The organism is Alteromonas gilva (assembly GCF_028595265.1).
GTDB classification, from domain to species: domain Bacteria; phylum Pseudomonadota; class Gammaproteobacteria; order Enterobacterales; family Alteromonadaceae; genus Alteromonas; species Alteromonas gilva.
Map to the genome: position 1 here is coordinate 234,477 of NZ_JAQQXP010000002.1, position 14,517 is coordinate 248,993.

The window sequence follows — 14,517 nt, forward strand, 5'->3', positions numbered from 1 at the left end:
ACTCTTGTGACCTGGATCTTATTTACATTCATGGCGGTGTTGTTTCAGACATTTCGCAATGCCATACAAAGCAAGTTGAGCGGCACCGTGCCTACCATAGGGGTAACACTGTCGCGATTTTTATTCGCACCGCCCCTTGCTGCAATATACGTTACCGCCACATCGGTGTTTTTTAATGTTGGGGTACCGACATTTAATGCCACCTTCTGGTGGTTTGTGACACTGGCTGCAATATTGCAAATTGCGGCCACCTCGCTGATGGTCATCCTGTTTAAACAAAAGAATTTTGCGGTGGGGGCCGGACTGGCTAAAAGTGAAGCTCTTGCTGCCGGCGTTTTAGGACTGTTGTTCTTCGGCAGTGAGCTAAGTGCACTGGGCTGGCTGGGGATCCTGATTGGTGCTGTCGCGGTATTTGTATTGAGCGGCTGGCGCCGGGGCGGCGAGCTGTCGACTAAAACCGTGCTTGTTGGACTATGCTGTGGTACCTGTTTTGCGCTTACATCACTGTTTGTCAGAGAAGCCAGTCATGAATTGCCTATCCCCTTTATTCAGGCGGCGGGCTGGGTGTTGTTCTGGGTGTTAACCTTCCAGACAGTTGCATTAGTTGCTTTTATCGCCAGCCATCAGCCCGACACTTTCAAAAAGCTCGCGGCACAGCCGGGTAAAGTGCTGGCGGCCAGTGTTACCAGCTGTTTAGGATCCATAGGCTGGTTCACGGCGATGGCGCTTCAGCATGTCGCCTACGTTAAAACAGTGGGGCAGCTTGAAGTGTTAACCACTATGCTTATTTCAGTGATTTGGCTCAAACAGCCGGTAAAACAACACGAAATAACCGGTTTGTTGCTTATAGGGATTGCCGCGCTGTTAGTGATCTGGACTTAGGCTGCGGCGCAGCCGGGGCGAGTAGTAGAATGTTTAATTACCATTAATAAGGAAACGTATTGTCTTATTATCGCGATCCGGTGCTTTGTGAAGCACTGCATGCGCTGAGGCCGCAGTTAATGGAGGGCTTATCAGAGTATGCGCTAATCAAACTGTTACAACAGCCGCCCTGGTGCGTGTTTGAAAATGTTGATTTAGCTGATTCGCTGGTGATGTTCCGCTGCCATTTCGTTTTGTTCAATGCGCTCTACACGCTCAGTGATGCATGGCGGGAGCAGGGGATTGGCGAACTGCATATTCATACCCTGAAAATCAGGCTGCTGCCAGCCACGCATAGCCAGGCTGGGATTACTGAGAGCGACAGTCTTAAAGCTTACTATCTTAACTGGGATAATTTTACCACCACCACAAGCAGCGATGTGGATGCTTTACTTAACGATTTCTGGCAACGTATAACCACCGGTAACCCTGCTGAGGGCGATGTACAAGAAGCTCGCCAGGCTCTGGGTTTTGATACCCAGGAGCAGTTGTCTGCGCCTGTCATTAAAAAGCGTTATCGACAGTTGCTGCAGCGTCACCATCCGGATAAGGGCGGCAGTACCGAAGTTACACAGAAAATCAGCCACGCTTACCGGGTGTTATGTAATACGCTGAGTTAATCAGTTGAATTGTTGTGCGCTGTGTTTTTGGTCTGTTCTCGATAAAGTGTAAAAAGCTGCTCGATGAGTTTGTTACGCTGTTGCGGCTCATCATCCATCACGCCGTAAATGCGGATACCATCCGCGGTACCTTGCACACCCATGGCATAGCACTGGCCGCTGGTTCGTGGTAACCAAAGTCGTTCATCGCACAATACGCCAATAAGCAGCTCTGCTTGCTGCGCCCCCGTTTGGTCGCTGAGCGGTACATGCATGATCCAATCCTGCTGATTAAACACAAAGTGTTTAGCGTTACTCAGTGACTGTGCAAGCGTGTCGAGGCGGGCCGGTAAATCGCCCGGCAACGCAGGCGCCTGGGGCAGCAGAACATCATTGACCAACGGGCAGGTAGTCGTAAAGTCTGCTTTATTGCCGGGTAACCTGACGACGGGTTTGAGCAACGGGCGCTTACCCGTAATGGCGGGTGTGGAGGCCAGCGCCTGCGATAAGGCCACTACCTTTCGATTGAGTGGCTGCTGGCCGTGATACCAGGCCAATAAGGCATTAATGGTGTCAGGGTAAGACGATTCTAGAAAAATATGTTGTTTGGGCACTATGTGCAGACGGCGAACTTCGTCAATCAGTGTTTGCTGGGCCTCCATAAGCTTACCAGGCCGGCCAATGAGTCGCATGGCAAACTTGCGTTGGTGATTAGCGGAGCTTTCGATGTAAACCTTCATGTCATGTTTTTGCATCGCCTGGCTAAGGCGTTCCTGCGACGACAGCAGTCCATCGATATAACATTCGGGCAGCCACCAGCTAAAAATATAATCGTCCTTTAGTGTTGTGCTAACGAATTTATGTTGTTTGGGTTGGTAATCTGGCGCCGCTGAGTCAACCGGGCTGGTACAAAGTAGCGGCAGTTCATCGGCCGCCACGCCGCCGAGCAGCAAGGTAATGTTGTCAGGCTGGTAGTACTGTGTTTTGTACTGCGTTACATCACTGCCGGTGATTTGCGCCAACGTATCGCCATATCCAGCCCAGTGGTGGTAGCAGTCCGGAGTTCGGTCGCCACGCCAAATGCTCATTTTTAGCTGATATTCAGCCGTAGCCTGATACATTGCTAATTCGCGGGCTAACACCCCGTCACGCTCACGTTTAATATCGTCATCGTGGTAGGAGTGCTGAGTAATGCCTGCAAATAAATACCCTACTACTTTCAATAGTACCGATTTGCTGGATGACACAGCGTAAAAATAACTAAAACCCTGATGGCTGCTAGCGTCAATTTTGATGGGAAGCAAGCTATTGGCGGCAAAGAAGGTGTGCCTGTGCGGATAGCGCTCTGAGTATCGGAACACCAGATGTTCTATAAGGTGGGCAACGCCAGAACTGTCTAACGTTGGCGTTGGCACAACAAACACTGCGCCATATTCCTGCGCCGGTTGGTTAAAACTGACGACGTTGAGTCCGTTAGTCAGACGTGTCTGTTGAGCCATGTTTCACCTGGGTTGATGTTCTTTTAGGTTGCTTAATTAAGCATCACAATACACTAATAATAGTCCAGGTTGGCGAGAAGTTTGTGACAAGCAGCGTTAAATTCGTTGTCAGAAGTACCAATAAAACATGTTAGTGTTTGCTTACTTACCCTTTATGTTTGCGTTGCCGTCAAACTTAAATTGTAAGTGCTTACACACCATAATGTACCATTATTATATGGATTGGCTATTTTTTTGGTGGCGTGTTGAGTGCTGATAGTAGGTGGTGAGGCAGATCAAGCGTTGCTACGAATTGGCTTTCGCACGGTGGCAATAACCAGGCAGATACCAATAAGGCCAACGCCAAGCCATCCGGCGAGGGACAGTTGCTCACCCACGATGATTACCGCTAACAAGGTTGCAACCACGGGTTCCAGCAATGTAATAGTTGTTGCCAGACTTGCTCTGATTTGCGCCAGGCCTTTACCAAATAAAAAGTAGCCCAGAAACATAGGCACGACCGCCATATACAGACCAACGCCTGAATTAACTGTAGTGTGCAGTAGTGGCGCGCCGGTGATCAGTAATACGGGCATCAACAGTATTCCGCCACCACCAAACATGCTGCCCATGGTGGCTTGCGAGGAAATCCCTGAGCTGATTAAACGGTGTGCGACCCAGGTATACATCGCGTAGGTAAAGGCCGCAACAAGACCAAGAAAAACACCCAGTAAGTTATTCCAGTCAACGCTGGCATCGCTAAATGCGCCCGTTGGCTTTGCGTTCAACAGGCAAATAACACCGGTGACGCCGACAATCATGCTCAGCAACCAGCGCCCGGTGATTGGTTGCCTATCGATACACTTTTCTATAAGGGTTGCCGCTATGGGGGCCATACCTATTGAAACCACATTGCCAACCGCTACTCCCGACAACCTCATTGCGCTGTAAAATGCCAGGGGATAGACCGCAACATTGATTGCACCAATTAATAGTAATGTCTTAGAGCGGCGCAACGCATCACCGCTTCGTTGGATATGGCGCCAGGCCATTAAGGCCTGCAAAAGCCCGCCAACTCCCATCGATACAGCAGCTATCGCCAGCGGACTCACCTGCGGGGCAAAGGTCGCGGCTGTGCCGGTAGTGCCCCATAGTATCGCAGCGGTCACCACCGAAAAAATACCCAGTATATATGAGCGCTGCCCAGTAAAACCGCGGCTCAAAGGGCTTGCTCAATAAGTTTGTCGGCCATATTTCGCGCTCTTGTTATGGCCGCTGTATCGTTCGCCAACCCGGCTAACGAAACAGCGCCTTCCAGTAAAAAACAGATGTGTTCGGCTAATTCCCCGGTCGTCATTTGATGATCTTCTGTTAAAGGCAGCGTGTTTAGGTGTTCAAGAATGATGCTTCTGATCTGCTGTTTATGCCGATTAACGGCGTTTCGCTCAACACTGCCACACGGCATTTCCGCCGCAGCGTTGAGCAACCCACACCCTCTGAAGCCATCTTCATAGTCAAACTCCGCGTGATCGCAATAGGCATCGAAAACGGCCAGTATCAACTCCCAGCCGTTCGCGAGAGATGCGGCGCGCTTGGTATAAAGGGTTAACCATTCGTCGTGGCGGGCGTCAATGTAAGCCGCTACCAACTCAGACTTAGAGGCGAAATTGTTGTACAGCGACATCTTTGCGACACCCGCTCGCGTAATCACGGCGTCAATACCTGTGGCTGTTATACCTTGCGCATAAAACAGTTCACTGGCAGCGCGCAGTAGCTTATCGCGAGCGCTCAGATTTCCTGTAGGTGTATCCATTAATTATCTACTTTGCAACCACTATACAGACTAGTCTATATAGTGGTTGCAAAAGATCAAGTCAGATATTTAACCTGGCCGTTTTTTTGTTGTCCGCGCAACGCACCTAGACTGATCGGTATATATTCGTCAATGGGTGTACATAGGCAGCGGTTTAGGCGACTAAGTGCGCTTGCTAATAAGCTGTAATAACGCGTGATAAACGTTTAACGCTTATCGTGCATCGAGTGGGTTGGGTTTAGACCGCAGATGGACAAGTGCTATTGTTGCAACAAATGCGAGTAACACAGCCGCCGCAATAAATGGCATTCTGTGACCAATCCCATAGAGCAGCGCGGCGAACGGAGGGCCAATAATATAACCCATAGCGGGAGAGGCGGTAATGAGTCCGGTAACCGTGGCCTGATTCTGCGGCTTGCAGCTGGAGGTCGCCAATGCAGCAATCGCCGGATAACTGATGCCGAGCCCCGAACCTAAAAACACCATAGCAAGATAAAGCTGTACCTGCTGTTGGTGTAGATAGATGATCAGGTAACCTACCGCCAGCAAGGGAAAGGCAAATTTAATCAGGTTGCCGGGATGCATACTGGTTCGTTGCACCACGGTAACCTGAATGGTCAGCGCGCATACAGCACTGATCATCATGGCCAGACCAACCCCTTGCGCGGCTTCAGTAGTGGTAAGACCGTGGTGGTCGATAAGAAAAAACGCTAATGATTGCTGCATCATGGCAATGGCGAAAAATACGCTGGCATTCATAGCAATCAGCAGTGGTACAAAGGGCTGAATACTATGGGTACCGGTTGCCGCTGTCGCCGTTTGATTAGAGGTCTGCGGAACAGACTGTTCGCGGGGCAGATAACGCCAAATTAATATAACGGCGGTAAAGGTCATCAGCGTAATAGCATACAGGGGCGCCAGCAGGTGAATGCTTACCAGCAAACCGGCAAAAGTAGGGCCAAGAATTTGTCCGAGGCTGTGCGCCGAAGACACTTTGCTGATCGCCTTTACTCGCTCGTCTTCTGCGCTAACCGCAATCGCCAGGCCTACCACTGAAGGCGGCGTTGCTGACATAATAGTAGCTTGTCCGGTGCGAGCTACCAGTAATGCAATAAACAAGGCACTGCCAGCCAGCCAGCCCTGAAAACTGGCAAACCAAACCGTCGCAAAAACCAGGGTGCCGAGCGTATAGCCAGACAGACCGGTGATTAAGATCCGCCGATAGCCCTTACGTTTCCCAACCCGTGACCAAAACGCATTGCCTAAGGCATACATTAACGCCGAACTGGACATTAAAAATGCCACATTAAATTCACTCAGCCCGGCTTCACGGCCCAGCGGAGGCAATGTAGTCATCACTACCGACTGGCCCATGGCTGTGGCAAGCAGTGAGAAGAACAGCAAACGAAATGTCATAGGCGCAGTTGTGACCCAGGTTCAACCAGTGAAAACGTTCATAGTAACACGGGAATGCGTCGGCGACGTCCTTTGCTATGACTGTCTTTGCGCCGGTGTTATATGCCATTGCTAGCCAGTTGCTGCACACGCATGCGGCAGACCAATATATAAAAAACTTGATATATAAGAAAAGTCGCATATATAATGAATCATCTGTTAGGTATTATGTCCGGGCAATCAGTATATGAACCGCATCGCAAACAAACTTGTTGAGATAAGCTCCCGTAAACCCCGTTGGGTGTATGCTGCTTTGCTCTTGCTGACGCTAGGGGTTGGCAGCCAGATTCCACGGATCACCATCGATACCGACCCCGAAAATATGCTGGCTGAGAGCCATCCGGCGCGGACTTTTCACAACGCCACCAAAACACAGTTTGCTATGCATGATGCCATCGTTGTGGGAGTTGTTAACGATGAGCACAGTCAGGGTATTTACAATCGCTCGTCGCTGACTGACATCTACAATTTAACCCGGTCTATTCAGGCCATTGACGGCGTGATTAACGCTGATCTGATGTCGGTGTCGACCGTGGATAATATTACCCAGGCCGCGCCAGGAACGCTTCGTTTTGAATGGATGATGCCGCAGGCACCCCAGTCAGAGACCGCCGCGCAGCAGATTCAAACCGACATAGAACGCCTGCCACTGCTCTACGACACGTTGGTATCGCAAAACGGTAAAGCCGCTGCGATCTACGTGCCGATTGAAGACAAAAATGAAAGTTATCGCATTGCTGAGCAGATAAGAGCAGCGATGGATAAGTATGACGGTACCGAACAGTGGTATATCACGGGTCTGCCGGTTGCCGAAGACCAGTTTGGTGTGGAAATGTTTGTCCAGATGGGAGTTTCAGCACCATTGGCGGGATTGACGATTTTTATATTGTTGTTCGTCTTTTTCCGCAATATACCGCTGATAATTGCCCCCATGGTGGTCGCGATGGCCACGGTGATTGTTACCATGGGGCTGCTCATCGGATTTGGTTTTACCGTGCACATCATGTCATCGATGATTGCCATTTTCCTGATGCCCATTGCGGTCGTTGATTCGGTGCATATCCTGTCGGAATTCGCCGACCGCTATAAGCCGGGCGAAGATCTCAACGTCGTTGTAAAAGACGTGGTTGGTCAGCTTTTTACCCCAATGTTGTACACATCAATTACGTCTTCGGTTGGCTTTTTCTCGTTGATGCTAACGCCCATTCCACCGGTACAAATCTTTGGTGCGTTTGTTGGATTTGGTATTTTGTTTGCGTTTATTGTGACGATTGTTTTTATGCCGGCGTACCTTACACGCATGAGTGATCAGGCCCTTGCTAATTTACAGCAGGCCATGCACCAGGGCGTATCGGCCAGGGGAACGCGGATTGGCCGTGTTGCCAGAAGCATTGGCAATATTGCAACGGGCTACCCGCGTACTTTATTAGTCGGATTTGGTGTCATATTTGCCCTGTCGATATGGGGTATCACACAAATTCAGATCAACGATAATCCGGTGCGCTGGTTTAAGTCAGACCATGAAATTCGTGTTGCCGACCGCGTGTTAAACCACCATTTTGCCGGCACTTATAACGCCTACCTGGTACTGACCGACAAGCGCGAACAGCAAACACCGGCGAATCTGTTAGCCGTTGATGCTATGCCAGAGTCGTTGCGCGACTGGCGTCAGCAAACGTTAGCAGACATAAGTGCAGGCAACCACGCGGAGCAGCTGCAAAACCTTATCTTTGCCATTGATGATAAGCTGTTTGGCGATGTTACCGCCAGCGAAACCGCCTATCTTGAAGCGGTAATGGCAATGACCGAAACTGCCGACAGCCAGGGTAAAACGTTCCAAAACCCACAGGTACTGGCGTATATAGCCGGGCTGCAATCGCACTTAGGTGCCTCGGGTTTGGTGGGCAAATCCAATGCGCTGCCCGATGTTGTGAAGGTGGTAAACCGGGAATTACACTCGGGTAAAGCCAACGATTATGAATTGCCGGATACAGCCAGCGGTGTGGCTCAAACCTTACTGCAATATCAGTCTTCGCACCGGCCCAACGACCTGTGGCATTTTGTGACTCCGGACTACCGGTCGTCGCTTATTTGGCTGCAACTCACTAGCGGTGACAATCAGGATATGAGCGCCGTTGTCAGCTTAGTCAGAGATTATATAAGCGCCAATCCCTTACCAGAAGGTTTAACCGCTGACTGGGCGGGTAAGGCTTACCTCAATGTGGTGTGGCAGGACAATATGGTGGCAGGCATGATAGACAGCCTGATCGGCGCCTTTATTATTGTATTCGTTATGATGATTATACTGTTCCGTTCGCTGGTTTACGGTGTACTGGCCATGCTGCCACTGACCCTCACGATTACCTTTATTTACGGCCTGATAGGCCTGGTGGGTAAGGATTACGATATGCCCATCGCAGTATTGTCCGCCCTGACGCTGGGCTTGTCGGTAGACTTTGCCATTCATTTTCTGGAGCGGGCCCGCGCCACTTATCAGCAAACCAACAGTGTTAAGCAAACGATGGCGATGATGTTTGCCGGCCCGGCCAGTGCAATAACACGCAATGCACTGGTCATTGCGCTGGGCTTTACGCCACTGCTATTTGCGCCACTGGTGCCCTACATAACCGTGGGCGTATTTCTGGCCAGCATCATGGCAATCTCAGCCCTGGTGACATTACTGATGTTACCGGCTGCCATGAGTGCTATTCGTTCCATCGTGTTTAAACCGGCTAATTAGGAGTTGTTATGACCTTTACACAACTGATTACACGCAGTCTGCTAGTACTTAGTGCATTGCTGCCGACCGCGCAAGCCGCTGTCGACGTTAACCAGCTCATCAGGCAGGCAGAGAAAACGGCGTATTACGCCGGTGACGATGGCCGTTCTGATGCGCGCATGATGATCGTAGACAGTCAGGGGCGCAAACAGCTGCGTCAATTCACAATTTTACGTAAAGATGTGAAAGATAATGGCGACCAGAAGATGATGGTGTTTTTCTCGCGTCCAACCGATGTAAAAGACACGGTGTTCAGGGTCGAAAAACATGCCGCGACCAATGAAGACGATGATCGCTGGTTATACCTGCCAGCGCTTGATTTGGTGAAACGAATCTCCGCGGGCGATAAGCGTACATCCTTCGTAGGATCGCACTTCTTTTACGAAGATGTGTCAGGCCGGGCTGTATCACAGGATGACTTTTCAATGCTCAGTGAAACCGCCGAACGTTATATATTAAAGGCGGTCCCTAAACAGCCGGACACGGTGGAATTTGCCTATTATATCGTCGAAATTGATAAAGCCACATCACTACCGGTGCTGATTAACTTTTTTAAAAGCGACGATACAAACTACCGGCGGGTAGAGTCTGTTGAGATCGAAGAAGTGCAGGGATTTCCCACTGTGCTGCGCTCAAAAGTGTCTGATTTGACTAACGGCGGTTATACCTTAATGGAGTTTCGCGGTTCCGAATATAACGTGGGCTTGCCGGATGAGGTGTTTTCTGAGCGTAGTCTGCGCAACCCGCCTGTACAGTGGATAAAATAATGCGCCGCTTTCTGTTAACGCTTGCCATCACGTCAGTGACGCTACTTTACCTGAGCCAAACGGTCGCCCAGGAAACGCAAACTAGCGGGGATGAGTGGGATGCCTGGGAGGAGTTTGACGAGTTCGAACAAAGCGAAGAAGTCTCGCCGTTCACCTGGGCGGGTTTTGCTGAGGTAGCGGCCGGCCAGCGTGTACAAACAGACCCGGCACTGCCCGGCGCCACCACACTGCGTGACCTGCGGCTGCAGTTGCAGGCCGACTATACCCTCGATACCTCCACCCTGGCGTTTCGCGGTGATATTTATTACGACGGTGTTGTGGATAGCCTTGAAGTGCAAATCCGTGAGGCTCTGTGGCAGGGCAATCTGGCCTTTCTGGGCCAGTGGGGAGCTGCATTTGATGCCAAAATAGGCCAGCAGGTGCTTACCTGGGGTAAGGGGGATTATCTCTTTCTTAACGATATGTTTCCTAAAGATTATCAGTCCTTTTTTGCCGGCCGCGATGATGAATACCTCAAAGCGCCTGGCCTGTCGGCCAGGCTATCCGGATATTTTGACTGGGTCAGTGTCGATCTGGTACTTACACCGCAATTTGAACCCGACAATGGTATTACCGGCGAGTATTTTTCGTTTTTCAATCCGCAGTTGGCTGGCAATATCGCTCCGGCCTTTGAAGTCACCGCTGACAATCAGCCTGATAACCCGGAATGGGCGGCGCGCGCCTACCATACAATTGGTCAGACCGAAGTGGCGTTGTACGGGTATCACGGTTACAACAAGACACCTGAGGCGGTGGATGAAAGCGGTTTGCCCCGCTACAGCCGGTTAAATGTGTGGGGCGCCAGTGTGGAAACACCCTTGTGGCAGGGCCTGGCCAAGGCTGAATATGCATATCATGATGCGCGGGAAGAGGCGGATGGCAGCAACCCGTTAGTGCCCAACAGCCAGCACCGGTTGTTACTGGGATATGAGCAGGAACTGGTGGCGAATCTAACCGGTAGCGTGCAGTGGTATACCGAACAAATCAGCAACTATGACAAGCTGCTAACCACCTCATTGTGGCCGCAGTTTGCACCGCAACGCCGTCGCCATGTTATTACAACACAGCTGGTATACCGTACGCTGCGGCAAAGTTTAACACTCAACTGGTTTAATTTTCACTCCACCACTGACCGCGATGGTTACATGCGGTTCAGAGCGTCCTACTCACCAGTCGATCAGTGGCAGCTGAACAGCGGCTTTAACTGGTTTTACGGCGATGAGGCGCATACGTTTTATTCACAGTTTCGGGACGCCAGCAATGTCTATGCGTCTTTTCGTTATTTTTATTAGGAGTCAGTTATGTCAGCAGAAAGGGCCTTAACAGCATTTGCAGGGTTAATGATACTCGTATCGGTTGCACTCACCGTGTACGTAAATGAACACTTTATCTGGTTGACGGTATTTATCGGCGCCAACCTTTTTCAGCAAAGTTTTACCGGCTTTTGCCCGGCGACCATTGTGCTGCGCAAGGTGTTTGGCTTTAAAACCGAAAAAGAGCTGGCACTTAGCAAATAATCACGTTTAACCCCTTTAAAATATATAGGTGTAAGTACTTACTAATAAAGTGAAGTGCTATTGCAGGCTTTTATTTGGGGGTGGTTAAGCTACTATAAAGACCGTATTTTGCTACCGTAACCAAGCCATGATGAATGAATCTGATGAAAGCGTTGCACCCGAGCTGCGGCCGTCACTCAATGCCTTATTGCAAGCCAGCAGGCAATTTCCGCCATTAAGCGGCGCCAATTTAGGCTTTTATCGCAAGCGCGCTAAGTTTGGTGGTATGACGCCCCTTGCCGATATCCCTTACTCCGTCGTCAATGTGCCAGCGCAGCCCGCGTACCGTGCGTTCAGGCTATGGATAATTAATGCCTCGCCGGACGGCGCTGTAAAACCGGTATTGCTGCATTTTCATGGTGGTGGTTTTGTCATGGGAGATTGTCAAAATTCACTGCCCCGTCTGCAACAACTGGCGCTGGAAACCGATACTGTCATTGTATCGGTGGAGTATGGTTTGGCTCCGGAAGTGCGCGCTGATGAAGCCCGGGCGCAACATTATGCTGCTCTGGAATGGACCATTGCGCAGGCGAATACGCTGGGTATCGATAAAGGTAAAATTGGTTTATTGGGCGTAAGCGCCGGTGGTGGTCATGCCGCGCTAATGGCGCAACAGGTGGTGCAAAAGCAGCAGTATCAACTGGCCTGTCAGCTATTGTTATATCCTATGCTGGATGACCGCACCGGTAGTAGCATAGTGCCGCCGGCACATCACGGCCGGTATTTGTGGACAGCCGAACAAAACCAGTACGGCTGGCAGGCTTTTCTGAATAAAACGCCCGGCAGTTCTAGAGTACCCGCTCATCATGTTGCAGCGCGGGCCGCATCATTAGCGGGTTTGCCGCCGACCTACATTGGTGTTGGCGAGTTGGATTTGTTCGTTAATGAAAATATCAACTACGCCCAGCGCCTGATAAATGATGGTGTTTCCACCCGGTTAAATGTAGTCGCCGGCGCCTTTCATGCCTTTGAGTCGGTGGCACCACAAACTGACCTGGCCAGGCGCTTTAATGAGACGCTGGTTGGTGCTATCAACGAATTTATGTCGCAGTAAGGTTAGGCATTAATGTTGAGTGCTGCGTCGTCCAAATACGCGGCCAATACGGTTTTTAGCAGAGTGCCAGTGATTTTTAGGTAACGCCGGCGCCTGCGACATCAGCGCGTCATAGTCAATATAGCGACCATCGAGTGGCCGTACATGGGCACTGTACACCCTGGAGGGGCTGATTTGTTTGATCCGCGCGAGTGAGCGTTTGTATTGATTAGGATGACACACCGGGTAGGGGGCGGTGAGCTGTTTTTTTACCGATACAATCAGATCGGCAATGTACAACTGCTGCGTTGGCCGGTGCAATAGCGACAGGTCATGGTTGGTGTGGCCCGGCGTATACAGCACCTGCCAGTCGGCGAATCCCGGTAAGCGCTGTTTGTCCTGCAATGTAATATCAGGTACTAACACCGGGTGATACCAGATATGTGCCCTGGGTTTACCCAGCCGTGCTGCTACCCACCAGGTCAGTGCCACATCAATAAGGTGAGCCGTGCGACCTGCCAGACCTTTATACCAGTGTTGAGCCATGGGATGGCTGGCAATCTGAGCGCCGGTTTTGCGCTGCAACAACACGGCACCCCCGGCATGATCAGGATGCATATGCGTAACCACGATAAGCGTTAAATCGGATAAGGGGCGGCGCAGTGTCCGGGTAATGTAAGTGCACACTTTATCAACATCAGCGCGACTACAGCCATCCAGCAACAATAAACCGGTTGGCTCCTCTACCAGATAAATATTTTCGATGTAGCCTTTTAACTCATGGACCCGCATAAACGCCACGGCTTCGCTTTTTACGTGGGCAATGATAGTAGCAAAGCTTTTGTGGTCGTACCACTTGCACAATATGCAAACCGGCTAAGCGGTAAGTCGCCAGCAGTAAACACTAGCGTGCATTGTTAACCGGGTTGGCATAATTCGCCAGCAAATACGGATGTGCCTCGGCCGGCAGTTGGCTCAGCTTATCGTCAAGACGCGCGCGGCACTCAGCAGTAATTTCGCCGTGCTGCTGGTTAGCCGCAAGGTAGTTGATAGGATAAAGCTGATAATTGCGATGAATTTGCGCATCAATTTGGCTGGCCAGTTCAGCAGGCGTTGTAAAATCATCGTCGATGACACTGCCGAAAGTCACCGTCAGGCGGCCTTTGTGGCCAACAATGCCTTTGACAATACTGTCGATATCTTCAAATTCGGTTTTATTGTACTGACCGTGGTGGTTTACCTGATAAAGCTCATTGGCTTTGGCGATATCACAGGGATCGTTTTCGTAGGCGATGGCAACCGGCACAATGTTAAGAGACTTCATATAGTCCGCAAACTCAAGTTTTTGCTGTTTACCCGCCATGTAAAACATCTTTAATATGGCCGGATCGGTAAAGTCCATGCCGTCTTTGGCGCGGCCTTCCCGCTGAGCTATCCAGACAGACTGATTGCTCTGCAATGCATCTTTAATAAAGTTAGACAGTTGGGTGAGGGCTTTGAGCAGTTCACGGGGCTTTTTGGCTGAGCGCTTTACCACAAACCCTTTATTGAGTTTCATAAGTTCGGTGGCGCTGGGCTTTTTGAGCAGGTTATCACCAAAGGCAATGAGCGCAGTATTATGGCCGGCGCTGTGCAAAGCAAAGTTTACCAGCGCCGGATCCATCGCGATATCGCGGTGATTGGAAATAAAAATATAGGCCTTTGTGGGGTCGAGTTTATCCAGGCCTTTTACCGTGACGCCGTCGCTGGTGCGCTGCAACAGTGTTTCCATAAACCGGCCCACTTCGTCCTGAATATGCGCTACGGATTTAAACTTACGCCACTTAATACGCAACAGTATTTTCACAAAAGGACCGAGCAGTGACGACAGCCATTTTGGGCTACGCTCAAAACGATGACTGACAATGGCATCGATAAACGCCTGATCGTTGATCAGACGCTCAATAGCGGCAGGTACTTCGCTGTCGTTATAGGGGCGAATATCGTGATAACTATCAGAATTGGTTAACATAATTCCATCGTCGATGTGGCAAAGCGCTCATTGTACGCACATTCAGCTATTTGGGTAGTGTTGCCG

General features: G+C 50.5%; 13 protein-coding genes. 7 read left to right on the forward strand and 6 right to left on the reverse strand.

What is annotated here, in order from left to right:
- Positions 1-6 precede the first annotated feature (6 nt).
- Both OIK42_RS14700 and OIK42_RS14705 read left to right on the forward strand, forming a co-directional pair.
- The gene (locus OIK42_RS14700; protein ID WP_273641790.1) at positions 7-882 is read left to right on the forward strand and encodes an EamA family transporter; all 876 of its coding nucleotides are present in this window, start codon (positions 7-9) and stop codon (positions 880-882) included.
- Positions 883-941: 59 nt separating this feature from the next.
- A complete protein-coding gene (locus tag OIK42_RS14705; protein WP_273641791.1) occupies positions 942-1,541 on the forward strand; it encodes a DNA-J related domain-containing protein in 600 nt (199 codons plus the stop codon).
- Here the strand turns inward: OIK42_RS14705 and OIK42_RS14710 are convergent.
- From OIK42_RS14710 to OIK42_RS14725, 4 genes are all read right to left on the reverse strand, one after another.
- Positions 1,538-3,019 carry an insulinase family protein gene (locus OIK42_RS14710; protein ID WP_273641792.1) on the reverse strand — a complete coding sequence of 494 codons (1,482 nt, stop codon included), beginning with the start codon at positions 3,017-3,019 and terminating at the stop codon, positions 1,538-1,540. The two genes, OIK42_RS14705 and OIK42_RS14710, sit on opposite strands and share 4 nt — an antisense overlap.
- A gap of 275 nt (positions 3,020-3,294) precedes the next feature.
- Positions 3,295-4,221 (reverse strand): DMT family transporter, encoded by a 927-nt coding sequence (locus OIK42_RS14715; RefSeq protein ID WP_273641793.1) that lies wholly within the window; start codon positions 4,219-4,221, stop codon positions 3,295-3,297.
- A complete protein-coding gene (locus OIK42_RS14720; protein ID WP_273641794.1) occupies positions 4,218-4,811 on the reverse strand; it encodes a TetR/AcrR family transcriptional regulator in 594 nt (197 codons plus the stop codon). The genes OIK42_RS14715 and OIK42_RS14720 overlap by 4 nt, the downstream gene beginning before the upstream one ends.
- A 213-nt stretch (positions 4,812-5,024) precedes the next feature.
- The gene (locus OIK42_RS14725) at positions 5,025-6,227 is read right to left on the reverse strand and encodes an MFS transporter (protein ID WP_273641795.1); all 1,203 of its coding nucleotides are present in this window, start codon (positions 6,225-6,227) and stop codon (positions 5,025-5,027) included.
- Positions 6,228-6,453: 226 nt separating this feature from the next.
- On the opposite strand from OIK42_RS14725, the gene OIK42_RS14730 reads away from it, so the two are divergent.
- From OIK42_RS14730 to OIK42_RS14750, 5 genes are all read left to right on the forward strand, one after another.
- A complete protein-coding gene (locus tag OIK42_RS14730; RefSeq protein ID WP_273641796.1) occupies positions 6,454-9,006 on the forward strand; it encodes an efflux RND transporter permease subunit in 2,553 nt (850 codons plus the stop codon).
- Positions 9,007-9,014: 8 nt separating this feature from the next.
- A complete protein-coding gene (locus OIK42_RS14735) occupies positions 9,015-9,812 on the forward strand; it encodes an outer membrane lipoprotein-sorting protein (RefSeq protein WP_273641797.1) in 798 nt (265 codons plus the stop codon).
- Positions 9,812-11,143, forward strand: coding sequence for a hypothetical protein (locus OIK42_RS14740; protein ID WP_273641798.1), 1,332 nt, complete (start codon positions 9,812-9,814; stop codon positions 11,141-11,143). Before OIK42_RS14735 ends, OIK42_RS14740 begins: the two co-directional genes overlap by 1 nt.
- A gap of 9 nt (positions 11,144-11,152) precedes the next feature.
- Positions 11,153-11,368, forward strand: a complete 216-nt coding sequence (locus OIK42_RS14745) for a YgaP family membrane protein (protein ID WP_273641799.1) — start codon at positions 11,153-11,155, stop codon at positions 11,366-11,368.
- 127 nt (positions 11,369-11,495) lie between these two features.
- Positions 11,496-12,461, forward strand: a complete 966-nt coding sequence (locus tag OIK42_RS14750; RefSeq protein ID WP_273641800.1) for an alpha/beta hydrolase — start codon at positions 11,496-11,498, stop codon at positions 12,459-12,461.
- A 9-nt stretch (positions 12,462-12,470) separates the two neighbouring features.
- On the opposite strand, the gene OIK42_RS14755 is transcribed toward OIK42_RS14750, so the two are convergent.
- Positions 12,471-13,232, reverse strand: a complete 762-nt coding sequence (locus OIK42_RS14755; RefSeq protein ID WP_273642143.1) for an MBL fold metallo-hydrolase — start codon at positions 13,230-13,232, stop codon at positions 12,471-12,473.
- 112 nt (positions 13,233-13,344) lie between these two features.
- Entirely contained in the window at positions 13,345-14,451 is a 1,107-nt protein-coding gene (locus OIK42_RS14760) for a lysophospholipid acyltransferase family protein (RefSeq protein WP_273641802.1), read from the reverse strand.
- Positions 14,452-14,517: the final 66 nt, after the last annotated feature.